This window comes from Kribbella sp. NPDC006257 (assembly GCF_040613535.1).
In the GTDB taxonomy this organism is placed as follows: Bacteria; Actinomycetota; Actinomycetes; order Propionibacteriales; family Kribbellaceae; genus Kribbella.
The window spans coordinates 134,028-156,774 of the sequence record NZ_JBEXSJ010000006.1 but is presented as its reverse complement, the minus strand read 5'-3'; the positions used below and the strand labels follow the sequence as shown (position 1 = coordinate 156,774).

The 22,747-nt window shown below is 67.9% G+C and carries 18 protein-coding genes; 13 read left to right on the top strand and 5 right to left on the bottom strand.

From position 1 onward, the window contains the following. Nucleotides 1–4 precede the first annotated feature (4 nt). From hisS to ABZ004_RS09980, 3 genes are all read left to right on the top strand, one after another. The gene (gene hisS, locus ABZ004_RS09990) at nucleotides 5–1,339 is read left to right on the top strand and encodes a histidine--tRNA ligase (RefSeq protein ID WP_355679426.1); all 1,335 of its coding nucleotides are present in this window, start codon (nucleotides 5–7) and stop codon (nucleotides 1,337–1,339) included. Then, nucleotides 1,336–3,123 carry an aspartate--tRNA ligase gene (aspS, locus tag ABZ004_RS09985; RefSeq protein WP_355679425.1) on the top strand — a complete coding sequence of 596 codons (1,788 nt, stop codon included), beginning with the start codon at nucleotides 1,336–1,338 and terminating at the stop codon, nucleotides 3,121–3,123. Before hisS ends, aspS begins: the two co-directional genes overlap by 4 nt. Before the next feature lie 193 nt (nucleotides 3,124–3,316). Then, nucleotides 3,317–4,252, top strand: a complete 936-nt coding sequence (locus tag ABZ004_RS09980; RefSeq protein ID WP_355679424.1) for a glycoside hydrolase family 19 protein — start codon at nucleotides 3,317–3,319, stop codon at nucleotides 4,250–4,252. 95 nt (nucleotides 4,253–4,347) lie between these two features. Here the strand turns inward: ABZ004_RS09980 and ABZ004_RS09975 are convergent, their stop codons facing one another. Genes ABZ004_RS09975 through ABZ004_RS09965 form a run of 3 tightly spaced genes read right to left on the bottom strand, consistent with a single transcriptional unit; the run spans nucleotide 4,348 to nucleotide 6,573 of the window. Next, on the bottom strand, nucleotides 4,348–5,241 hold the full coding sequence (locus ABZ004_RS09975; protein ID WP_355679423.1) for a hypothetical protein: 894 nt from the start codon (nucleotides 5,239–5,241) through the stop codon (nucleotides 4,348–4,350). Further along, entirely contained in the window at nucleotides 5,241–5,861 is a 621-nt protein-coding gene (locus ABZ004_RS09970; protein WP_355679422.1) for a sigma-70 family RNA polymerase sigma factor, read from the bottom strand. The genes ABZ004_RS09975 and ABZ004_RS09970 overlap by 1 nt, the downstream gene beginning before the upstream one ends. Nucleotides 5,862–5,895: 34 nt before the next feature. Beyond that, on the bottom strand, nucleotides 5,896–6,573 hold the full coding sequence (locus ABZ004_RS09965; protein WP_355679421.1) for a class I SAM-dependent methyltransferase: 678 nt from the start codon (nucleotides 6,571–6,573) through the stop codon (nucleotides 5,896–5,898). Between the two features lie 181 nt (nucleotides 6,574–6,754). Here ABZ004_RS09965 and ABZ004_RS09960 point away from each other — a divergent pair, with 181 nt between their 5' ends. The 6 genes from ABZ004_RS09960 to secA2 all read left to right on the top strand — a co-directional run bounded on the left by ABZ004_RS09960 (nucleotide 6,755) and on the right by secA2 (nucleotide 14,357). Continuing rightward, a complete protein-coding gene (locus ABZ004_RS09960) occupies nucleotides 6,755–7,180 on the top strand; it encodes an AraC family transcriptional regulator (RefSeq protein ID WP_355679420.1) in 426 nt (141 codons plus the stop codon). Between the two features lie 33 nt (nucleotides 7,181–7,213). Next, complete coding sequence (locus ABZ004_RS09955; protein ID WP_355679419.1) at nucleotides 7,214–7,642, top strand: VOC family protein; 429 nt, start codon at nucleotides 7,214–7,216, stop codon at nucleotides 7,640–7,642. Between the two features lie 101 nt (nucleotides 7,643–7,743). Continuing rightward, nucleotides 7,744–8,097 (top strand): GntR family transcriptional regulator, encoded by a 354-nt coding sequence (locus ABZ004_RS09950; protein WP_355679418.1) that lies wholly within the window; start codon nucleotides 7,744–7,746, stop codon nucleotides 8,095–8,097. Nucleotides 8,098–8,532: 435 nt separating this feature from the next. Continuing rightward, nucleotides 8,533–10,548, top strand: coding sequence for a GxGYxYP domain-containing protein (locus ABZ004_RS09945; protein ID WP_355679417.1), 2,016 nt, complete (start codon nucleotides 8,533–8,535; stop codon nucleotides 10,546–10,548). 453 nt (nucleotides 10,549–11,001) lie between these two features. Next, the gene (locus ABZ004_RS09940; RefSeq protein WP_355679416.1) at nucleotides 11,002–11,817 is read left to right on the top strand and encodes a GNAT family N-acetyltransferase; all 816 of its coding nucleotides are present in this window, start codon (nucleotides 11,002–11,004) and stop codon (nucleotides 11,815–11,817) included. A gap of 59 nt (nucleotides 11,818–11,876) precedes the next feature. Beyond that, the gene (gene secA2 / locus ABZ004_RS09935; RefSeq protein ID WP_355679415.1) at nucleotides 11,877–14,357 is read left to right on the top strand and encodes an accessory Sec system translocase SecA2; all 2,481 of its coding nucleotides are present in this window, start codon (nucleotides 11,877–11,879) and stop codon (nucleotides 14,355–14,357) included. Nucleotides 14,358–14,427: 70 nt separating this feature from the next. Here secA2 and ABZ004_RS09930 read toward each other — a convergent pair whose 3' ends face one another. Together ABZ004_RS09930 and ABZ004_RS09925 are read right to left on the bottom strand one after the other, a co-directional pair. Then, nucleotides 14,428–15,621: a GGDEF domain-containing protein gene (locus tag ABZ004_RS09930; RefSeq protein ID WP_355679414.1), complete on the bottom strand. Its 1,194-nt coding sequence runs from the start codon at nucleotides 15,619–15,621 to the stop codon at nucleotides 14,428–14,430. Between the two features lie 307 nt (nucleotides 15,622–15,928). Then, nucleotides 15,929–17,158 carry an MFS transporter gene (locus ABZ004_RS09925; protein ID WP_355679413.1) on the bottom strand — a complete coding sequence of 410 codons (1,230 nt, stop codon included), beginning with the start codon at nucleotides 17,156–17,158 and terminating at the stop codon, nucleotides 15,929–15,931. A gap of 338 nt (nucleotides 17,159–17,496) precedes the next feature. Here ABZ004_RS09925 and ABZ004_RS09920 point away from each other — a divergent pair, with 338 nt between their 5' ends. The 4 genes from ABZ004_RS09920 (at nucleotide 17,497) to alaS (ending at nucleotide 22,746) form a co-directional block, all read left to right on the top strand. Beyond that, entirely contained in the window at nucleotides 17,497–18,888 is a 1,392-nt protein-coding gene (locus ABZ004_RS09920; protein WP_355679412.1) for a replication-associated recombination protein A, read from the top strand. A 536-nt stretch (nucleotides 18,889–19,424) separates the two neighbouring features. After that, nucleotides 19,425–19,835: a DUF948 domain-containing protein gene (locus tag ABZ004_RS09915; protein ID WP_355679411.1), complete on the top strand. Its 411-nt coding sequence runs from the start codon at nucleotides 19,425–19,427 to the stop codon at nucleotides 19,833–19,835. Beyond that, entirely contained in the window at nucleotides 19,832–20,071 is a 240-nt protein-coding gene (locus ABZ004_RS09910; RefSeq protein WP_355679410.1) for a DUF6167 family protein, read from the top strand. The genes ABZ004_RS09915 and ABZ004_RS09910 overlap by 4 nt, the downstream gene beginning before the upstream one ends. Nucleotides 20,072–20,076: 5 nt before the next feature. After that, the gene (gene alaS / locus ABZ004_RS09905) at nucleotides 20,077–22,746 is read left to right on the top strand and encodes an alanine--tRNA ligase (RefSeq protein WP_355679409.1); all 2,670 of its coding nucleotides are present in this window, start codon (nucleotides 20,077–20,079) and stop codon (nucleotides 22,744–22,746) included. The last annotated feature ends 1 nt before the right edge of the window (nucleotide 22,747 follow it).

The following is a 22,747-nucleotide window of genomic DNA, read 5'->3' as shown; positions in this document are numbered from 1 at the left end:
CGGCATGAGCAAGATCGGCCCCATGAGCGGGTTCCCCGAATTCCTTCCCGCGGATCGCATCGTCGAACAGCACTTCCTCGACGTCGTCCGCGAGACCTTCGAGCTGCACGGCTTCGCGTCGATCGAGACGCGCGCGGTGGAGCCGGTGGAGCGTCTCTCGAACCAGGGCGAGGACGCGGACAAAGAGATCTACGCCGTACGCCGGCTCGCGGCCGGCCCGGATGATGACGGCCCGGGCATCGGTCTGCACTTCGACCTCACCGTGCCGTTCGCGCGCTACGTGCTGGAGCACGCCGGCAAGCTGGTGTTCCCGTTCCGGCGCTACCAGATCCAGAAGGTCTGGCGCGGTGAGCGTCCGCAGGAGGGCCGCTATCGCGAGTTCACCCAGGCCGACATCGACATCGTGGACAGCGGCGAGCTGCCGAACCACTACGAGGTCGAGCTGCCGCTGGTGATCGCGGACGCGCTGCGCAAGCTGCCGGTGCCGGAGTTCGTCATCAAGGTGAACAACCGCAAGATCCCCGAGGGGTTCTACCGCGGGCTCGGCCTGGACGACGTGACCACCGTGCTGCGGATCGTCGACAAGATCGACAAGATCGGCCCGGAGAAGGTGGTCGAGCGGCTGATCGAGTCCGGCGCCACCGACAAGCAGGCCCGCCTGGCCGTCCAGCTGGCCGATATCTCCAGCACGGACACCTCGTTCGTGGAGAAGGTGCGGGCGCTCGGCGTCGAGCACGAGATCCTCGATGAAGGTCTCGAGCAGCTGAGCGCGGTGATGGCGGCAGCGGCCGAGCACGCCCCCGGTCTGCTGATGGCCGATCTCCGGATCGCCCGCGGCCTGGACTATTACACCGGCGCGGTCTACGAGATCTACCTGGTCGGCCAGGAGTCCTTCGGTTCGGTCGGCGGCGGTGGCCGGTACGACGCGCTCGCGACCGACGGCAAGACGACGTACCCGGGTGTCGGGATCTCCATCGGCATCTCGCGGCTCGTGCACCGGCTGGTCAGCCAGGGCCTGCTGAAGAGCACCCGCAGTACGCCGACCGCCGTACTCGTTGCCCTCAACAACGAAGACGAACGAAGCGACGCACTCCGTACGGCGGCTGCGCTGCGCGCTCGGGGGATCCCGGTGGAGGTGGCGCCGGCCGCGGCCAAGTTCGGAAAGCAGATCAAGTTCGCGGACCGACGTGGCATCCCGTTCGTGTGGTTCAGCACCGACAACGGCGCCGAAGTGAAGGACATTCGCAGCGGTGAGCAGGTGCCGGCCGATCCGGCGACCTGGACCCCGCCCGCGCACGACGTACGACCCAGTATCGAAACCCCTCAGGAGAACTCGTGATCCGTACCCAAACCGCCGGCTCGCTCAGGGCCGAGCACACCGGGCAGACCGTCACGCTGGCGGGCTGGGTGGCGCGGCGGCGTGACCACGGCGGCGTGGCGTTCATCGACCTGCGCGACTCCAGCGGCACGGTCCAGGTCGTCATCCGGGACGAGCAGGCCGCCAGCGGTCTGCGGTCGGAGTACTGCCTGAAGATCGTCGGCACGGTCGCGGCCCGCCCCGAGGGCAACGCGAACCCGGACCTGCCGACCGGTGAGATCGAGATCATCACCGAGGAGATCGAGGTCCTGAACGAGGCCGCGCCGCTGCCGTTCCCGGTCGAGGAGCACCACGCGACGCCGGTGAACGAAGAGGTCCGGCTGAAGTACCGCTACCTCGACCTGCGCCGCCAGGGCCCGGGGGCCGCGCTCCGCCTGCGCAGCAAGGTGAACAAGGCTGCGCGCGACGTGCTCGCCAAGCACGACTTCGTCGAGATCGAGACGCCGACGCTGACCAAGTCGACGCCGGAAGGCGCGCGGGACTTCCTGGTCCCGGCCCGGTTGCAGCCGGGGTCCTGGTACGCGCTGCCGCAGTCGCCGCAGCTGTTCAAGCAGCTGCTGATGGTGGCCGGGATGGAGCGGTACTACCAGATCGCGCGCTGCTACCGCGACGAGGACTTCCGCGCCGACCGGCAGCCGGAGTTCACCCAGCTGGACGTCGAGATGAGCTTCGTCGACCAGGACGACATCATCGCGCTGTCCGAGGAGATCCTGACCGAGCTGTGGAAGCTCGCCGGACACGAGATCCAGACCCCGATCCAGCGGATGACGTACGCCGAGGCGATGGCTCGCTTCGGCAGTGACAAGCCGGATCTGCGGATGGGCCTCGAGCTGGTCGAGTGCACGGACTACTTCAAGAACACGCCGTTCCGGGTGTTCCAGGCGCAGTACGTCGGCGCGGTCGTGATGCCGGGTGGCGCCGACCAGCCGCGCAAGCAGCTGGACGCGTGGCAGGACTGGGCGAAGCAGCGTGGTGCGCGCGGTCTCGCGTACGTGCTGGTCGGTCAGGACGGCGAGCTGGCCGGGCCGGTCGCCAAGAACCTGTCCGAGGAGGAGCGCGCCGGGCTGGCCGACCACGTCGGTGCGAAGCCGGGTGACTGCATCTTCTTCGCGGCCGGTGCGGTGAAGTCGTCGCGGGCACTGCTCGGTGCGGCCCGGCTGGAGATCGGCCGGCGCGGTGGGCTGATCGACGAGTCTGCCTGGTCGTTCGTGTGGGTCGTCGACGCGCCGCTGTTCGAGCCGGCCGACGACGCGACTGCTGCCGGTGATGTTGCTGTTGGTTCGGGTGCTTGGACCGCCGTGCACCACGCGTTCACGTCGCCGAAGCCGGACTCGATGGACACCTTCGACACCGATCCGGGGTCGGCGCTGGCGTACGCGTACGACATCGTCTGCAACGGCAACGAGATCGGTGGTGGGTCGATCCGTATCCACCGCGAGGACGTGCAGAAGCGGGTCTTCAAGGTGATGGGGCTGACCGACGAGGAGGCGACCGAGAAGTTCGGCTTCCTGCTCGACGCGTTCAAGTTCGGCGCGCCGCCGCACGGCGGGATCGCGTTCGGCTGGGACCGGATCACCGCGCTGCTGGCCGGCGCGGACTCGATCCGCGACGTGATCGCCTTCCCGAAGTCCGGCGGCGGCTACGACCCGCTGACCGCGGCCCCGGCACCGATCACCCCGGAGCAGCGCAAGGAGGCCGGCGTCGACGCCAAGCCGGAGCCCAAGGGCGAGGCTGAAGCCAAATAGCAGTGTGTGTGATCACTCAGCGTGCCGTGGCAGTTACCTGCCACGGCACGTTGCATTGCGGTGGAAAGGCTTGAGGATCAGCCGGTTTGGGCGGAAAGTAACTGTTTAGCTACTCCCAATAGACAGTTTTTCACTGAACCTTCCCAGACCGCCCCGCTCGGGAGATCTCATGCCGCATCCTAGATTCCGCCGATTGCTCACCTCAGTCCTGGCCCTGGCCGGGCTCATCGTCGGCGGCCTGGTCGCCGCCACCCCGGCCCACGCGGCCGTCTTCCAGACCTACGGCAGCGGGGTGAACGTCCGCGCCGACGCGTATCTCTCGTCGGCAGTGGTCCGGACGCTTCCCGGCCCGACCTCCATCGACGTCGATTGCCAGAAGGAAGGCGATCTCGTCACCGTCTCCGGCGGCTCCAGCAGGTGGTGGGCGCACATCCCCGCCTTCGGTGGGTACGTGACCGTCGCGTACGTGGCGATCCCCGAGGACAAGCTGCCCGGCGTACCGGAGTGCGGTACGCCGCCGCCGACCGGTGGCGACATCACGCTGGCCGATGTGCAGGCGATGTTCCCCGGCAAGATCGCGAACCCGTCGATCGTGCAGACCGGGTTGCCGTCGCTGAACCAGGCGATGCGGGACGCGAACATCAATACGCCGTACCGGAAGGCCGCATTCCTGGCGACGCTGGTGCACGAGTCGCGGCTGGAGTACAACATCCGCGAGATCGGCGACACCCGCGTGTACGGCGGTCGCGGCTATATCCAGCTGACCGGTGACTTCAACTACGGGCCGGCCGGCAACTACTTCGGCATCAACCTGCTCGGCAACCCTGACCTCGCGCTGTCGCTGCAGTGGAGTGCACCGATCGCTCGCTGGTACTGGACGGTCAACCGCAACATCAACCCGTACGCCGACGCGCTGAACATGGGCAAGGTGAATGCAGCGATCGGCTACCCGGCGGGTGCCGAGGACCAGCGTCGCTGCGACTCCTTCAAGGCCGCGATCAACTACCTGACCGGATCCATCCCGGCCGGCGTGATCTGCACCCGCTCGAAGGCCCTCGCCGGCGACACCAGCAAGCTAAGCCGCTCCCAGTTCGACGCCCTGGGCAGGGTGGGCGGCGGCCTCGGCTGACCCCCTTCCGAACCTGCCGGCCGGGCGCTACTGAGGCCCGGCCGGCTCCGCCGCTTTTCCGTACGACGGTCGCCCGGCACCGCCGCACTGCGGATCTACTGGGTGCCCTCGAAGATTTGTTTGCCTGAGGCATCGAAGGCGCGGATGTCCGTCTCGGCCCGCTCCTGGTCGTGAACGAGTTGGGACGCCTGGACGAATCCGGCGCCGCCCTTGACCGTCACGCCGTACCAGGGGGTGGCGCCGCCCGACCAGCGCAGCCGGAGCTCGACCCGTGCCACCTGCGGAAGCGCGTCGAAGGCGAAGTCGGTGTAGAAGGTCGACTTGCCGCCGCCGCTGGGATTGTTCGAGACGCTCCACTGACCATTGACCGGGAAGTCGAAGCTGGCGCTCCCGCTCGCGGGCCGGTTCTTCTCCAGCCGCTGGTAGTGGTTGTCGATGCACAGCACCCACACGCCCTTGACGGTGGTGAAGGTCTGGATCAGCGCCTGCTGGCCCGGATTGAACGTGCGGTCGTAACCAGGCAGGGTCCGCACCCAGCGTGCGTCGTGGACGGTCGCGGTGTCAGCTTCGGCCGGCACCGGCACCGCCACCCGATCCCCGCTGCCGTCCGTCACGGTCGTCTCGCCCGCGTTCGCGGCCGCCGCGTCGGCCAGGCATTCCCGCGCGTCGGCGAGCGCTATGTTCCGGCTGGCCGGTCCGAGATCCAGCGAGACCTGGGAGGAGGCGTTCGCGGGGACCTTCTGTACCTCTCGGAGGGTGGGCTGGGCGCTGCTCGGCGTCGAGGCGACGGGCGGTGCCGAACCGTCATGGCCGGACCGCGTCAGCAGGGCGATGCCGGTGGTGATGACGGCGATGCCGCAGGCGGCGGCCAGCACGGGTACCCAGGCCGGCCGGCTGCGCTGGGACAGTCGGGCGCGCCGGATCAGGTCCGCGCGGATCTCGTCGGCGCCGGCGAGGTCTTCGACCGGCGGTGGCGTGGTGAGGTTCATCAGGACTCCTCCGGTCCGGGGTGGTCGAGCAGGGCGGGCAGGCGACGGCGGGCGCGGGACAGCCGCGCCTTGACGGTGCCTTCGGCGACACCCAGTACTACGGCGGCTTCGGCGACCCGCAGTCCGGCCCAGTAGACGAGTTCGATCGTCTCCCGCTCGTGCGCCGGCAGCTGCCGCAGCGCTTGCCGTACGGCGCGGATGTGCTGCTCCGAGTCCAGCCGGGCGGCGATCGCGTCGGCGTGATCCGGCTGGTGGCCCGGTTGCGGTTGCCGACTGACGAAGTGCGTCAGGCGGCGCTTGGCCCGGGCGACGTTGCGGAGCTCGTTGCGGGCGATCGTGAGCAGCCAGGCCTTGGCGGTCTCGTGCTGGAGCGGGCCGGGGTCCGAGCGGGTGAACTGTCGCCAGGCGTTGATGAAGGTCGTCTGCACGGCGTCATCGGCGACGGCGTACGACCCGGTGTGGCGTACGGCGTACGCGTGAACCACCGCGGAGTACCGGCTGAAGAGTTCGCCGAGGGCTTCGGGGTCGCAGCGGCGCAGCGCGTCCCACAGTTCGCGGTCCGACGGCTGCGGAGGCACGGCGGGAGGCGGTCTGTCGGGCCGACTCGAAGTCATGGTCATACCCAACAGGGTCCGCAGGCCTTTGCAGGGTTGCCTACTGCGCGCGGAACCAGGTTTTGTCGGGAGTGAGATAGTCGATCAGCGTGAGGCCGGCCTCGGCGAGCTGGGCTTCGAGCTGCTGCTCAGTGAGGTTCTGGACCAGGATGTGCTGGGACCAGGTGCGGCCGTCGACCGTGTGGGTCATCGTCGCCGACTGGCGGTCGCCGGGGAGTTGCTTGGTGTCCGAGATGACGAGGCGGTGGGCCGGTCGGTCGAACGTGGCGTCCTCGGCGAACGAGGCGCGGTCGTGCTGCTGGAGGAGTACGGTGCCGCCCGGATTCAGGTGGTTGGCGCAGGTGGCGAGCATGCGCCGGCGTACGGCGTCGTCTGGGACGTTGATCAGGTAGGACATCAGCAGGACGAGATCGAACCGGCGGTTCAGCCGGAGGTCCTCGATGGTCGAGCACACGGTCTCCGCCCCGGTGACCCCGGCCAGCATTTCGGGCGACTCGTCGACCGCCACCACTTCGTGGCCGAGGGCAACCAATGGGTGGGTGATCCGTCCGGTGCCACAGCCCAGTTCGAGGATGCTCGCGCCCGGCCCGGCCGTTTCGTGGATCAGCTGCTCCTCGCCGCGAGAATCAGCCAGCAGGTACAGCTCCACCGGGCTTCCGTCGGGGGTGATGGCACCCGGGCCTGTTCCGCTCTGTCCAACACTTTTGCGCACAGTCATGCGTCTACCTCAGCCGGTGGTCCGGTCCGTCGCCAGAGTTTCGGGTCAGGCCGAAAGGTCAGGCGGACCGCCAACACTCACCAAGCTAGGGGAGTGGGCGAACGCTGAGCGTGGCGGCTGCCGGTCGGAGTGGTGTTTTCAGGTTGGTGAGTGTTGGCGGTCCGGGGATTAGGCTCGGGGGATGGTGGGTGTGCCGGTGGAGTTGCTGCCGCATCTGCGGCGGGCGCGGGATGTGGCGGACCGCGACTTCGCGGAGGCGCTGGATCTGGAGGCGTTGGCGACAGCGGCCGGCGTCTCGAAGTACCACTTCCTGCGGTGTTTCGCCGCGACCTACGGCGAGACGCCGATGCAGTACGTCAGCCGCCGCCGGATCGAGCGCGCGACCGATCTGCTCCGCGCCACCAACCTGACCGTCACCGAGGTCAGCCTGCTGGTCGGCTACTCGAGTCTGGGCTCGTTCTCGCAGCGGTTCACCGAACTCGTCGGGATCAGCCCGTCGGAGTACCAGCGGACGCAGTCGGGGGCGCGGATCCCCGGCTGCTACGTCTTCATGCTCGGGCTGAAGTCCGCAATTCCGGAGAAGCCGCCGGCGCCGGGGTCGCCGTAGCGTCGGAGCATCACTCACCGCCGAGGAGGAACCTTGATCACCAATGTCAGCCTGATCACCGTCTATGTGAACGACATCGACGAGGCGAAGGCGTTCTACACCGACAAACTCGGGTTCGTGCTGAAGGACGACATCACGCTGAGCCCGGAGTTCCGCTGGTGCACGGTGTACCAGGCCGACCACCCCGAACTCGAGATCGCCCTGCGGATCCCCGGCCCGCCGCTCGACGACGAGTCGGCCGACGCGATCCGCCGGATCGTCGCGAAGGGGATGATGCCGGGCTTCGGCATCGCCACCGCGGACTGCCACAAGACCTTCGAGGAGCTCGTCGCGAAGGGAGTCGAGTTCATCCAGGAGCCGTCGGACCGCCCGTACGGCGTGGAGGCGGTCCTCCGCGACAACTCCGGTAATTGGCTAGTTCTGGTCGAGTCCAAGCCCTACACCCCCGAAGACTTCAGTTGACCCTGACCTCGCCCCCACCCCGCCTTCCCTCCCTTGCCTGTGCTTGACCCGGACTGTTTTGTCTCAATACGGTCTGAGACAAACAGCGCGAGGAGACGTGAATGCAGATCTCGGTTGATCCGGCCGCCGCGAAACCGCCGTACGAGCAGGTGAAAGAGCAGATCGAAGGGTTGATCCGGCGCGGGGAGCTGGCGCAGGGGAGCAGGCTTCCGACGGTGCGGCAACTGGCCGGCGATCTGGGGCTGGCGGTGAACACGGTCGCCCGGGCGTACAAGGAACTCGAAGCCGACCGCCTGGTCGAGACCCGCGGCCGCAACGGCACCTTCGTGCTCGCCTCCCGCAGCCAGGTCGACGACGCGGAGACCCTGGCAGCCGCCGCCACCTTCGCCCGCACCGCCCACCAAGCCGGCCTCAGCCTCCCCGAAGCCACCAGGATTCTCCAGAACGCTTGGTGATCCGAGGGAACTCCGCCCCCGCGGCCTCCGCTGTCGCTCCCACGTCGCGACGGCTTCGCCTGCTCCCCGCCCCCAGGTCCCGCCCTCCTCCGTCGCGCCTCCGCTGCCTAGGTCTGCTGTGCCAGAGGATGCGTCTGGTTGGCTCGCGGGCAGCCCTGCTCAACCATCCCGTGCCCCTGCCAACAGCCGGCCGCGCTCTGTTGTCCCGATCGACAGGATCAATGAGGCAGATCGCCCTCCACCCGGGCCAGGCTGAGCGTGAACTCCTGCGCCCGGCATCGATTGATCCTGTCGGTCGGGACGCTCCACCCGGCGAGGCGGAAACGATTCCAAATTGCTCAGTGGACAACGTTGTCGAGGTCTCGACAGGTGGCATTGCCGTTGTTAATCTCGCCGGCATTTGACAGCGATGTCAGCGACAGGGGAGTGGTCACGATGGTCTCGAGACGAACGTTCTTGGCGAGTGGCGCGGTGGCGGCGGGTGGGTTCGGGCTCGTTCCGGCCTTCACCGACGCGGCGCAGGCTGCCACCTCATCGGCGTCCGGCAGTCCCGCCCGGCTGCTGCCGGCCTTCGGTCGCCCCAAGCACTTGCACTACGGCGATGCCAGCAAACTCAACGGCGCCGATCAGACGCTGTTGACCACCTTGCAAGGTGTCGTCAACCGCACTGAGCCCGAGCTCTACTTCAGCTTCGACACCGGCACCATGAGTACGCCGGACGCCAAGTGGCTCGCCGACATGCACTTGCCGACAACGACGTACAAGAACCCGTTGGACCTGATCGCCAAGTACCGGCATCGCGTCCGCGGCGCGATCATCCACGACCCCGCAGTACCGGACTCCTTGAACGTCGCCACAACCCTTGCAGGGTTGGAGAACGCGGTCGTCGCCGACGCCGACCAAGCCAAGGCCCACGGTCTGCGGATCGTCCAGGACCTGCGCGGAAAGTTCGACGACGACCGGGTGAAGACCTACCGGTGGCAGCTCGACAACCTGTTCCCGCGCGTCACTCACAAGCTGCTCGCGGGTCTGCCGCCGACCAAGGTGGTCGCGGTGGAGAACGTGCAATGGCAAGAGATCGCCCGCGAGACCAGGCAGATCCGCGACTCGTCGAACCGCGGCAGCTACGACCTCGACGTCTCGGCCAAGCTCGGCAAGGGCGAGGTCTTCGTCCGGTTCGCCGACTCGTTCACCGACGACGGCTGGGGCGCCTCGGTCTCCGAGATCACGGTCAAGGCGAACGGCGCCCAGATCGCACACTTCTTCCCCGGTACGCCGGAGGAGGCGCCGTACCTCTTCGACGGCGTCAACTCGTCGATCGGCGGCGAAGCCAACCGCTTCTCAGACGGCGGCGGCTACTTCATCTACCGCTTCGAACCCCCAGCCGGTACGACGTCCCTCGTGGTGACCGTGACGATGTGGAACCAGTACCTCGTCTCCGCGACCGACACCTCGCCGACCAGAATCGAGCCATTCGCATACTTCCGCGACTACGTGGTAGCCACCAAGGCCCTGGTGAGCTGGCTGCCACCCGGTGGTGAGACCGGCGAGCTGCTGGTCGAGCACTTCGCGAAGTACCCGACACTCGCGCCGTACATGGGCTGGTTCGCCAACGACGTCTCCGGCGAGTGGGACGGCGTGGACCTCGCATCGCAAGGCGGTTCGCCGGTAATCGCCGCCGACTTCTACATGAACGGGACCGTGCATGCCGGCTTCACCGCGCCAATCTCCGACAAGGTCCGGCCGGTGCGCAAGATCAGCAAGCCGAAGAACAAGGTCTATCTGACGCTGACCTTCGGTGAAGGCGACAACATCCAGTACTGCCAGCGGCACATGCGCGACCTGTGGGACGACCCGAAGCGTGGCGAGGCTCCTGCCAACTGGACGATCAGCCCGCTGCTGCTGGAAACCGGTCCGGGACTGTTCAGCCACTATCAGCGGACAGCAACAGCCAACGATCTGTTGGTCTGCGGCCCATCAGGTGCGGGCTACACCTATCCAGGCTCATGGGTAGCCAGTCAGTTCACCCAGTTCCTCAAGCTGACCGGGTCGGTGCTGCGCCGGACTGGAATGGACCTGGTCTACTCCTACAGTCACCGTGAGAACGACAAGTGGGTCCTGCTTTCGCCGGAGATCGCCAGCGGCTTCAACAAGTACACGCCGTTGAAGGGGATCATGCAGACCTGGGACGGCGACCTGCTAGCGGTCCGCCGAGGCGGCCTGCCAATCGTTGGTCAATGGGGCGCTCCCGGCAAAGCAGCGGAGTACAAGGCCGCTCTAGACGCCCGCGTAGCCCAGTGGGACGGCACGAAACCACTCTTCATCTCCGGCGGCATCAACGCCTGGTCCTGGACCCCCTCAGACATCGCCGACCTGGCAGCCCTCCTCAAAGAGCCCTACGAACTAGTCCTAGGCAACACCTTCTTCGACTTGCTCAACCGCGTGCTCTAAGCGGAGACATGGTCGGGCGGGAAGGGGCCGCGTCCTTCCCGCCGGACCGTGATTCAGCGGAAGAGTTTGCCCGCCCGAAGCAGGGTGTTGGCGGCCACTTGCTTGCTTAGGGCAACGCCGACCGTGTCGGCCGTGCGGGTTGAGAATCTGCTCGGCCGAACCGGCGTACGTGTTGTGGCCGCTCGGGTAGTCCGGGTGTGCCGTGGTGTCGTGCAGCGGGGTCCACGCCACGTCTTCCGTCGCGCGGATCGCAGGGCGGTGACATGGAACAACGCGACCACCTGGGCGCGCTCAGCCAACGGCTGCCGAGCGGTCGCGGCCAGAGCGTGCGGCGTACGAAGCAAGGCGCGAGTGGCAGCCGGCGGGCTGTATTGCTACTTGGACGCTAGACATTCAGCCCTGCCGGATCAATGGGGATGACGGTGGGCGCGGCAAGGGGCAGGATGGCGTTTGATGACTCCTGATGAGCTTCTTGAGGTGTTTCACCGTCGGATCCGGTTGCCGGACGCTGACACGATTCCGGGGTGGAAGGTCGAGCATGTCGGCCTGATCCATCGCTCGTACCTTGAAGGGCCGGGTGGTGGCGGATTCGTCGAGGCGCCGCGTGGTCTCGGTGACGACCCCGACGCGGTGATCGCCGCCGAGGTCGCGTTCTTCCGCGAGCGTGGGTTGTCGTTCGAGTGGAAGACCTACGCGTACGACGAACCCAAGGATCTCGGCGCGCGCCTGCTCGCCGCCGGATTCATCCAGGACGACCCCGAGACGCTGATTCTCGGCGAGGTTGACCGGGTCCTGGCCAGGCCGTCCGCCCTGCCGTCGAAAACGGTCCTCCGCGACGTCGAGGAGCAACACGATTTCCACCGGATCGCAGTACTCATGGATTCGCTCTGGCACAACGGCCTGGCCGGCGTCGAGGAGCGGCTCGCCGCCGAGGCCCGGATGTTCCCCGACCGGCTGGTCGTCAGCCTGATCGAGGAGGCACTCAAGGGCCCCGACGGCCCGGCCCTGACCGCCGCCTGGATCCGGTTCCATCCGGGGACGGGCTTCGCGAGTCTCTGGGGCGGCGGCACGCTGCCGGAGTGGCGCAAACAGGGCCTGTACTCCGCGATCCTGGTGCACCGTGCCCGGATCGCGAAGGCGCGCGGCTACGAGTTCCTCCGCGTGGACGCCTCGGACGATTCCCGCCCGATCCTGCAGAAACTGGGGCTGCACGCGGTCACCACGACCACGCCGTACACGTTCACTCCGCAAGGCGTGCAGGGCCACTAGACGAAACACGCGGGGTTGGTGCACGGAACGACCGGTTGAGGTTGTACGTTGCGGAGACCATGGCACTGACGAAAATCACCTCGCGCTTCCGCCGGCTCCTGCAGCGCCCCGGCTCGATCGACCTCGGCCCGTACGAGCGGCTGACCCAGTTGGTCGCCGAGGCGGAGGAGTCGGTCCAGTCCCTGTCCGACGAAGAGCTCACCGAGGTCGTCACCGAGATGCGGACGACCGGTGGGCTGGACGAGGACGACCTGATCGAGTTCCTCGCGCTGGCCCGGGAGGCCGGCAAGCGGGCGATCGGCGAGCGGGCCTTCGACGGCCAGATCGTCGGCGCGCTCGCGCTACTGCGCGGCCGGATCGTCGAGATGGCCACCGGTGAGGGCAAGACGCTGGCCGGTGCCTTCGCGGCCGCCGGATATGCGGTCGGCGGCCGGCGCGTCCAGGTGATGGCGGTCAACGACTACCTGGCTCAGCGCGACTCGGAGTGGATGGGCCCGATCTACGCCCTGCTCGGCGTCACGGTCAGCCACATCGGTCAGGCGTCGACCCCGGAGGAGCGGCGTACGGCGTACCAGGCGGACGTCTGCTACGCGCCGGTCAGCGAGCTGGGCTTCGACGTACTGCGGGACCGCCTCGTCACCGACGTCGCCGACCGGGTCACCGTGAAGCCCGACGTGGCCCTGGTCGACGAGGCCGACTCGGTGCTGATCGACGAGGCCCGGGTGCCGCTGGTGCTGGCCGGTGCGACCCGGACCGAGGAGCTCGACGACGACGTGGTGGCGCTGGTCCGCACGCTGCGCGCCGGGGTCGACTACGAGATCGACGGTGACGGCCGGACGGTCGCGCTGACCGACAAGGGCACGGACAAGGTCGAGAAGTCGTTCGGCGACATCAACCTGTACGAGGACGAGAACCTCGACCGGCTGACCCAGATCAACGTCGCCCTGCACGCCGAGGTGCTGCTGCGCAAGGACGTCGATTACCTGGTCCGCGACGGCAAGGTCAGCCTGATCAACAACAGCCGCGGCCGGATCGCCAAGCTACAGCGCTGGCCTGACGGCCTGCAGGCGGCTGTGGAGGCCAAGGAAGCCGTCCCCGTCAGCGACTCCGGTGAGGTGCTCGACAGCATCACCGTGCAGGCGCTGGTCAGCAGCTACCCGACGCTGTGCGGCATGACCGGTACGGCGGTCGTCGTCGGCGAGCAGCTCCAGGAGTTCTACAACGTCGAGGTGGCCGTCGTGCCGCCGAACAAGCCGAACATCCGGATCGACGAGCCGGACCGGCTCTACCTGACCGTCGAGCAGAAGAACAAGGCGCTGGTCGAGCACATCAAGGAGATCCACGAGACCGGGCGGCCGATCCTGATCGGGACGCACAGCGTCGAGGAATCCGAGCAGCTCAGCGACCAGCTCGAAGCCGCTGAGGTGCCGCACGTCGTACTGAACGCCAAGAACGACGCCGAGGAAGCCGCGATCGTCGCCGAGGCCGGCGTACCGGACACTGTCACGGTCTCGACGCAGATGGCCGGCCGCGGTACGGACATCCGGCTGGGCGGGCGGGACGGTTCGCACGACAAGGACCGCGCGGCCGAACTCGGTGGGCTGTACGTGATCGGCACCGGCCTGCACGCCTCCCAGCGGCTCGACGACCAGCTGCGTGGCCGGGCCGGCCGGCAGGGCGACCCGGGTGGCTCGCTGTTCTTCGCCAGCCTCGGCGACGAACTCGTCACCCGGTACTCCGTCACCAGCGGGCTGCGGCCGCAGCCGGACGAGAACGGCCGGCTGACCGACCGCAAGGCGATCGCGATGCTCGAGCACTCGCAGCGGGTGGCCGACGGCGCGAACGCGGAACTGCACCGTACGACGTGGTCCTACCACCGGCTGACCGGGCAGCAGCGAGCCATCCTGCTCGACACCCGCGAGAAGGTGCTCACCGAGGACCTCGCCGCCGAGAAGCTCGCCGAGCTGGCGAAGGAACGGTACGACGAGCTGGTCGAGGAACTCGACGAGGACACCGTCAAGGACGCGGCCCGGCGGATCGCGCTGCACCACCTGGACCGCAAGTGGACCGATCACCTCGCCTACCTGGCCGACCTGCGCGAAGGCATCCACCTGCGCTCGCTGGCCGGCGGCATCGTGCACATGAAGCCGATCGACGAGTTCAACAAGTCGGCGATCGCGTCCTTCGACCCGCTGATCGCGGACGCCTGGAAGGAAGCGGCGGAGACCTTCAAGGAAGCCGAGATCACCGCGGACGGGTTCGACGAGGAGGCGTCCGGCGTACCGCGGCCGACGGCGACCTGGACCTACCTGGTCAACGACAACCCGTTCGGCACCGAGGCGGACCGGATCCTCGGCCGGCTGCGGAATGCGATCAAGCCGGGTTCGGGTGCGCAGGCCGAGGAGATCCTGCCGGAGGAATTCGACGAGGACGAGCTGCCCGAAGAACTCCGCGACCTGGACGATTTGCCGGAAGAACTTCGGGAGTCCGATGACGACGAGGAAACGCCGGACACCAAGAAGGCCGACGACAAAGACTGAAAAGAATCGGTAAAGAATGAGGCCCCGGAGGTTTGACTCCGGGGCCTCATTCTTTGCTGGACCGGTTTTGTCAGGCGGCTGCCGCGGGGGCAGTGACGACCCGGTTGCGGCCGGCGTTCTTGGCGGCGTACGTCGCGGAGTCGGCGGCCAGCAGAAGGGCGTCGAGGCTCTGTCCCGAGGCCGGGTAGGTCGCGGCGCCGATCGAGCAGGTCAGCCCGTCCACGGTGGTCTGGCCGGTGTGGGTGGCGACGTTGATCGAGAGGGCAGCGATCCGGCGCCGGATCCGCTCGGCCGCCTGCGCGGTCTCGTCCACGCTGGTCTTCGGCAGCAGGATCGCGAACTCCTCACCGCCGAGCCGGCCGACCAGGTCGTCGGTCCGGATCTCGCGCTTCAGCTCGGCCGCGATCGCCTTGAGGATCTGGTCGCCGGCCGGGTGGCCGTAGGTGTCGTTGATGGCCTTGAAGTGATCGAGGTCCAGGTAGAGCACGCCGAGCGCTGTGTGGTCGTGCATGGCGCGCTCGAGCTCCTTGGTGGCGATCTCGTGCCAGAATACGGTGTTCGTCAGCCCGGTCTGCGGGTCGGTGCGGGCCGCGAACTGGAACTGCCCGACGAGCAGCGAACGGTGCAGGCCGAGCACGGTGATCAGCAACGTGACGGTCAGCCAGGGCTGGTCGAGCAGCAGGGCCGCGGTCGCGATCCCGAGCCCGAGGGCACCGGCAACGATGAACTGGTCCGAGAGCCGGCCGAGCACCTTGCGGGCGGGGCTGTCCGGGGTGGAGAGCATGATCGCGCCGACGACCAGCGCGTAGTTGACGAACCAGTACGCCGTCGCCGCGGCGACCACCGCGATCAGGCCGACCAGGCCACCGGTGTAGCTGGGATGGGCATCCGGGTTGATCGCGTTCAGGCAGACGGCTGCGGCGCCGGCCGCCAGCACGACGGTGGCCGCGGAGAAGACGCTGCGGTACGGCGAGATCCGGCGGAGCCGCCACCAGGAGTGCAGGAAACTCAGCGCGATGATCGCGACCGCCAGCGGTGGCGGCAGCACCAGCACCCCGGCGAAGGTCCACATCCCCTTGAGATTGACGTACGGCGTACCTTCGGCCGCGCTCCGGCGGAGTCGCTCGATCTCCCGGCCGGCCTCGATGTGGATCGCCGAGCCGACCGCCAGCACGGCGAACCGGACCCAGTCGCCACCGGCGATGTCGACCCCGATGAACGAGGCCGCCAGTACGCCCAGGGCGAGCAGATCAACGGCCAGCACGTAGCCGACGACGACGGAGGGTGCTGACCACAGCGCCCAGCGTGTCGGTGTCCAAGCGGATCCGCCATCGCTCTCGCGGCGGCGTCTGCGCTTTCGTCTCCAATGGCGGATACTCGGCATTAACGTGCCCCCAACCTCACAATTTTCCTCACGATCAGCGTAAACGTGATATCACCCATTGTCACTGCGCCGAGCAGAAATGCGTCCGGCGATCCAGCTCCGGGAAGGAGGTGCGTCGAGATGCGGAACAACGAGTGGTGATTCTTTTTCTTCGCCTCGCCGTAGCCTCACCCCACCCACCAACACATTACGCGCGTTGGTAGCCACGGGCGGCACCGGCCGCGAAGGCGACTCCCAGAACACCCGCGGCCGCGACCACCAGAGCCGGCCGCCAGTGGTCCGCCGCCGCCCCGGCGACCAGGACCCCTATTCCCTGCGAGACGATCAGCGCAGTGCGGGCCAGGCCGATGGCCTGACCCCGCTGCGCGTCAGGAACGTCCTGTACGAAGGTCGCCTGCGTGGTGACCAGGTACGACGCCGCCACCCCTGACAACGCCCAGAGCGCCACGGTCACCCAGAGGCCGGGCTCGAAGACACAGAAGATCAGTGGAGCGCACGACATGATCGCGAGCCGTCCCATCAACGACAGCCGCCGGGACGGGCTCGCGCGGGAGAACAGCAGGATCCCGACCACCTGGCCGGCCGGGTTGGCCGCGAAGAGCACGCCGACTGCCAACGAACCTTCACCGAGCGCCGCGGCGTACGGAGCGGCAAGTCCTTCGATGGTGATGTAGAAGCCCGGCACGCAGGCCAGGGCCGCCAGGTACCGCAGCTTCTTGTCCCGCCAGACGAGCCTCGCTCCGGCCGCCAGCGATCCCCACCAGCTCGGTTTGACCGCCGCATCGGTGTGCGCGGGCACCGGACGTTCCTGGACGCCGAATTGCAGCAGGACCGCCGACAACGCGAAGGAGACCGCGTTGAGAAGCAGCGCCTCGCTCGTGCCGAGGGTCGCGACCAGCGTTCCACCGGTGACGAATCCGATCAGCTGGGCGCTCTGGGAAGTGACAGTCGAAAGGCCGGTGGCTGCTTTGTACTTGTCGCCGGTCATGATCGTCGCCAGCATCGCCGACCGGGCCGACTGGAAAGGCGCCGAGAGCAGTTGTACTGCGACCAGCAGGACGCAGAGGATCCAAAGGGGCGCGCCTGGGATCGCCAGCAAGGCCACTAGTACTGCGCGGGCCGCGTCGCAGGTCACCATCACCTGTCGACGGGGGTAGCGGTCGGCCAGACCGGACAGCAGCGGGCCGCCGGCGATGTCCGGCAGGAATGTCAGTGCATAGGTCAGTGCGGACAGCCCGGCCGAGCCGGTGCGGTCGAAGACGAGAATGGCGAGTGCCACGCGGGCGAGCTGGTCGCCGATCACCGAACCCAGCAACGCCGCCCACAGCCACCGGAACTCGGCGACCGCGAAAACTTCGCGGTACGTGGCGGGCCGGTCGGCAGGGTCGGTCAAGGGCGGGTCAGTGGGGCGGACCATACCTTTCAAGTTACCCAGCGTCCCTTACTCGACGCTTACCGCTTGGTGAGCCGTTACCGCTTCGATGCCAGATCCCGAAAAAACCCACCCATACGTCAGTACAAGCTCACCCTTCACCCCCGCCCTCCCCACCCCCCACTAGCTGTCCCCACCCCCGAGTCCGGTTGCCGAGGTGACCAGAACCGGGGGTCCGGACACCGTGCCGGGACTTCGGACAGCGCGTGACGGGTGTCCACTCCCGACGAGGTGTCCCCACCCCCGAGTCCGGCTGCCCAGTGCTCCGCCTTCGTTCGCTTGGGTCTTTCTGTTTTGTCTGTGGGCGTCTGTAGGCTCGTCGGGTGAGTGATGGTCTGTTTGATCTGCCTGGAAGTCCCGCGCCTGCCAGGGGTGGCGGGAGTCTGGCGGATGTCGACCACACGGCGGCTCCGCTGGCGGTCCGGATGCGGCCGCGGAGTCTGGACGAGCTGGTCGGGCAGCAGCATCTGCTGGCACCCGGTTCGCCGCTGCGGCGGTTGGTCGAGGGTGACCAGCCGATGTCGTTGCTGCTCTGGGGCCCGCCCGGGACCGGCAAGACCACGATCGCCGCAGTCGTCTCGCACGCGACCAATCGGAAATTCGTTGAGCTGTCGGCAGTCACCGCCGGGGTGAAGGACGTTCGGCAGGTGATCGACGGAGCTCGCCGGGATCTGTCGCGCCCGGGCAACACCGTCGAGACCGTGCTGTTCATCGACGAGGTGCACCGCTTCACCAAGGCCCAGCAGGACGCGCTGCTGCCGGGCGTGGAGAACCGCTGGGTCACCCTCGTCGCCGCGACCACCGAGAATCCGTTCTTCTCCGTCATCTCCCCACTCCTGTCCCGCTCGCTCCTCCTGACCCTCGAGTCGCTGACGGACGAAGACATCGCAGTACTCATCGACCGCGCCCTCACCGACGAACGCGGCCTGAACAACGAGTACGAACTGGCCCCCGACGCCAAGGACCACCTCCTCCGCATGGCCGGCGGAGACGCCCGCCGCGCCCTCACCTACCTCGAAGCAGCCGCCGGCGGCGCGAAGGCCAAAGCAACAAGCGATGAAAGCGCTGAAGGTGCCAAGGCGTTTATTGATTTGAAGACGTTGGAGACGGCGGTTGATCGGGCTGCGGTGCGGTATGACCGGGCGGGGGATCAGCACTACGACGTGGCGTCCGCGTTGATCAAGTCGATCCGCGGGTCCGATGTCGATGCCGCGATGCACTACCTGGCGCGGATGGTCGAGGCCGGTGAGGACCCGCGGTTCATCGCCCGCCGGCTGGTGATCTCGGCCAGTGAAGACATCGGCATGGGTGACCCGACCGCGCTCGGTGTCGCGATCGCAGCCGCCGAGGCGGTCCAGTTGATCGGTATGCCGGAAGCCCGGATCAACCTCGCCCAGGCCGTCGTCGCGCTCGCCCTGGCACCGAAGTCGAACGCGGTGATCATGGCGATCGACGCCGCCATCGCCGACGTGAAGGCCGGCAAGGTCGGCCCGGTCCCGGCCCACCTGCGCGACGCCCACTACGCCGGCGCGAAAAAGATCGGCCACGGCGCCACCTACCAGTACTCGCACAACGACCCGCGCGGCGTCGTCCCGCAGCAGTACGCTCCCGACGTCGTCGACGACGCGGAGTACTACAAGCCCACCCGGCGCGGCGGCGAGGCGACGTACGCCGATCGCCTGGCCGGTATCCGCAAGATCCTCAAGGACCGCTGACGGACCCGGCCAAGGCTCACGTCGAGGCATTCAACCAGGCGGTCGCGACCGGCGACTGGGACACCTTCGCGACCCGCTTCGCCGCGGACGCGGTGATGTCGTTCCCCGGCCCGCCGATCACCTTCGACTGACCCGGATCTCAGGGAGAACCCGCTCCCGGCTCCCGACGGGCGTACCGATGGACATGAGGTGCGCGGGGGGAGGGGGTTTGCCGGTTCAGCGGGGAGCGTGGGGCAGAGGACGTCAGGCGGACACCTCATGTCCGGCGGTACGCCGGGTGCGAAATCCATGGGGTGAGCTGCGGAGAGCCCTACTCGGGCACTCCGAGTCGGGATGGCGCCCTCAAGATTTGTTCGCAGGGGAGCGGTCGCTTCTGCCGTCATCGTAGGAGGCGGTTCGTGCGTGACTGCCAAGGGGTTGGGGGAGTTTGGTGAGTGACTGTGATGTGGGGGATGGTGTCCAGTGGGGGAGCGGCCGGGAGCGCGCGATAAAGTCGGGCGGTCCACGAGGTGTCAACGGAAGGTGGATCGTTTCCCATGAGCGTCGGTGAAGTCGCGGGGCTGATAGCTGCCTGTGCGCTGCTCATCCTGGTCGGCCTGCTGGCCTACCCGATCCTGAAGCTCGGCAAGGTGCTGGACGAGACCCGGATCATGGTCAAGGGCGTCTCGGATTCCAGCGTGCCGCTGCTCGGTGAGGTGACCAACACCGTGGCCACCACGAACGCCCAGCTGGCGAAGGTGGACGTGATCACCGACAACGCGAGCACCGTGACAACCAACGCGGCCGCTCTCACGTCTTTGTTTGCGGCGACCGCCGGTGGCCCGCTGGTCAAGGCGGCCGCTTTCACGTACGGCGTACGGCGTGCGCTGGGTGAGAGTCAGCGCAAGGACGTCTCCCGCCGGGTGAAGGATGAGATGAAGGCCGAGCGCAAGGCGAAGAAGCGGTGAAGCGGATCCTGTGGTTCGTGATCGGCACCGTCGTGGGTGTCTACGTGGTGACCCGGCTGAAGAAGCGGGTCCAGGCGATCGCGCCGGAGAGCCTGCAGCAGTCGGCGGAGAAGGTGGCTGCCGCGATCCGGCACTTCGGGGACGAGGTCCGGGTCGGGATGGCCGAGCGGGAGACCGAGTTGCGGGACGCACTAGGTATCGAAAATGCAGACACTCAGCGTGAGGACTACCGGTAACACCCATGGAAACCAGTGAGATCAGGCGGCGCTTCCTCGACTTCTTCGAGGAGCGGGGCCACACCGTAGTACCGAGCGCGCCGCTGCCGTCCCCGGACCCGAACCTGCTCTTCAACGTCGCCGGGATGGCCCAGTTCGTCCCGTACTTCGTGGGCCAGCAGACCCCGCCGTACCCGCGCGCCACCAGCGTGCAGAAGTGTGTCCGGACCCTCGACATCGAGGAGGTCGGCAAGACCACCCGGCACGGCACGTTCTTCCAGATGAACGGCAACTTCTCCTTCGGCGACTACTTCAAGGAACAAGCCGTCCAGTACGCCTGGGAGCTGGTCACCAAGCCGCAGAGCGAAGGCGGCTACGGCTTCGACGAGTCGGTGCTCTACGCCTCGGTGTACTACGAGGACGACGAGGCGATCGACATCTGGAAGCGGGTCGCCGGGCTGCCCGACGACCGGATCGTCCGGCTCGGGATGAAGGACAACTTCTGGTCGATGGGGATCCCGGGTCCGTGCGGCCCGTGTTCGGAGATCCTGATCGACCGCGGCCCGGAGTTCGGCGCCGACCGCGACTGGGAGGCGGGCGACCGCTACCTGGAGTTCTGGAACCTCGTGTTCATGCAGAACATCCGCGGCGAGGGCGGCGGCAAGGAGGGCTACCCGATCCTCGGTGAGCTGCCGAAGAAGAACATCGACACCGGCCTCGGCCTGGAGCGGGTCGCGTATCTGCTGCAGGGCGTCGACAACATGTACGAGATCGACGAGATCTACCCGGTGATCGAGCGGGCGTCGGAGCTGACCGGCCGCAAGTACGGTGTGGACCAGGTCGACGACGTGCGCTTCCGGGTCATCGCCGACCACGTCCGCAGCGCGCTGATGCTGATCGGCGACGGCGTCACCCCGGGCAACGAGCAGGGCGGTTACGTACTGCGGCGCCTGCTGCGCCGCGCGATCCGTTCGGTCCGGCTGCTCGGCTACGAGGACCCGAGCCTGGTCGAGCTGCTCCCGGTCAGCCTGGAGCAGATGAAGAAGTCGTACCCCGAACTGGTCGCCGACTTCGGCCGGATCAGCCAGGTCGCGTACGGCGAGGAGGATGCCTTCCGGCGTACGCTCACCGCGGGTACGAGCATCTTCGACCTGCAGGTGAAGAACCTGAAGTCCGAAGGCAGCGCCCAGCTGGCCGGTGCGCAGGCGTTCCAGCTGCACGACACCTACGGGTTCCCGATCGACCTGACCATCGAGATGGCCGCCGAGCAGGGCCTGCAGGTGGACACCGACGGCTTCCGCGCCCTGATGAAGGAACAGCGCGATCGCGCGAAGGCGGATGCCCGGGCCAAGAAGGCCGGCCACGCGGACACCTCCGGCTACCGCGAACTGCGGGAGAAGGGCGTCACCGAGTTCACCGGCTACCAGGAGCTCTCGACCGACTCGTCGGTCCGCGGGCTGCTGCGCGACGGTGTGGTGGCCGACGCGGCCGAGCAGGGCGAGACCGTCGAGGTCGTGCTGGAGAAGACCCCGTTCTACGCCGAGTCCGGCGGCCAGATCGCCGACGAGGGCCTGATCGTGGCCGACGGCGTGCAGCTGAAGGTGCTCGACGTCCAGCGTCCGGTCAAGGGCCTGATCGTGCACAAGGTCGAGGTCGTCGAGGGCGTCCTCCGGCCAGGGCTCGACGTGCACGCGCAGGTCGACCACGAGTGGCGGGTCTCGGCCTGCCAGGCGCACTCGGGCACGCACGTCATCCACGCTGCCCTGCGCCAGGTGCTCGGCCCGAACGCGCTGCAGAGCGGTTCGTACAACAAGCCCGGTTACCTGCGGCTCGACTTCGCCTGGTCGTCGGCACTGGACCAGGCGACCCGGAGCGAGATCGAGGAGGTCGCGAACCTCGCCGTACGGCAGGACCTCGCCGTCTCCGCGCAGTACATGACCCTGCCGGAGGCCCGGGAGTGGGGTGCGCTGGCGCTGTTCGGCGAGACGTACGACGAGCAGGTCCGCGTCGTGGAGATCGGTGGACCCTGGTCGCGTGAGCTCTGTGGTGGCACGCACGTGAAGCACTCCTCGCAGGTCGGTGCGCTGACCGTGACGAGCGAGTCGTCGGTCGGCGCCGGGGTGCGCCGGCTCGAGGCGTTCGTCGGCATGGAGGCCCTGCATTACCTGGGTCGCGAGCGCGCGCTGGTCCGGCTGTTGTCGGAGAACCTGAAGACCCGGCCGGAGGAGCTGCCGGCGAAGGTGGCGGACCTGGCCGAGCGGCTGCGGGTCGCCGAGAAGGAGCTGGAGAAGGTCCGGGCCGGCCAGGTGCTGGCCGCCGGTGCCGAGCTGGCGTCGAAGCCGAAGGACGTCTTCGGGGTCGCGTACGTCGGTCACCGCGCACCCGACGGCGTGAACGGTGGGGACCTGCGCAAGCTGGCCCTCGACGTCCGCGGCCGGATGCCCGCCGACAAGCCGGCCGTGGTCGCGCTGCTCAGCGTCAACGACGGCAAGCCGGCCGTCGTGGTCGCGCTGAACGACGTCGCGCGCGAGTGGCGGCTGAAGGCCGGCGACCTGGTCCGGGTCGCGGCCGAGCAGCTGGGTGGCCGTGGCGGCGGCAAGGACGACGTCGCGCAGGGTGGCGGGACGGACGCGAGCGGTGCCGACCAGGCGCTGGCCGCGGTCGAACATTCCGTCGGCCAGCTCGTCACGGGCTGAC

What these genes read in the sequence shown, in the direction of transcription:
- hisS (WP_355679426.1), top strand. Translation starts at nt 5, where the DNA reads ATGAGCAAGATCGGCCCCATGAGCGGGTTCCCCGAATTCCTTCCCGCG.
- ABZ004_RS09975 (WP_355679423.1), bottom strand. Translation starts at nt 5,241, where the DNA reads ATGAACCTCACCACGCCACCGCCGGTCGAAGACCTCGCCGGCGCCGAC.
- ABZ004_RS09970 (WP_355679422.1), bottom strand. Translation starts at nt 5,861, where the DNA reads ATGACCATGACTTCGAGTCGGCCCGACAGACCGCCTCCCGCCGTGCCT.
- ABZ004_RS09965 (WP_355679421.1), bottom strand. Translation starts at nt 6,573, where the DNA reads ATGACTGTGCGCAAAAGTGTTGGACAGAGCGGAACAGGCCCGGGTGCC.
- ABZ004_RS09960 (WP_355679420.1), top strand. Translation starts at nt 6,755, where the DNA reads ATGGTGGGTGTGCCGGTGGAGTTGCTGCCGCATCTGCGGCGGGCGCGG.
- ABZ004_RS09950 (WP_355679418.1), top strand. Translation starts at nt 7,744, where the DNA reads ATGCAGATCTCGGTTGATCCGGCCGCCGCGAAACCGCCGTACGAGCAG.
- ABZ004_RS09945 (WP_355679417.1), top strand. Translation starts at nt 8,533, where the DNA reads ATGGTCTCGAGACGAACGTTCTTGGCGAGTGGCGCGGTGGCGGCGGGT.
- ABZ004_RS09940 (WP_355679416.1), top strand. Translation starts at nt 11,002, where the DNA reads ATGACTCCTGATGAGCTTCTTGAGGTGTTTCACCGTCGGATCCGGTTG.
- secA2 (WP_355679415.1), top strand. Translation starts at nt 11,877, where the DNA reads ATGGCACTGACGAAAATCACCTCGCGCTTCCGCCGGCTCCTGCAGCGC.
- ABZ004_RS09925 (WP_355679413.1), bottom strand. Translation starts at nt 17,158, where the DNA reads ATGGTCCGCCCCACTGACCCGCCCTTGACCGACCCTGCCGACCGGCCC.
- ABZ004_RS09915 (WP_355679411.1), top strand. Translation starts at nt 19,425, where the DNA reads ATGAGCGTCGGTGAAGTCGCGGGGCTGATAGCTGCCTGTGCGCTGCTC.
- alaS (WP_355679409.1), top strand. Translation starts at nt 20,077, where the DNA reads ATGGAAACCAGTGAGATCAGGCGGCGCTTCCTCGACTTCTTCGAGGAG.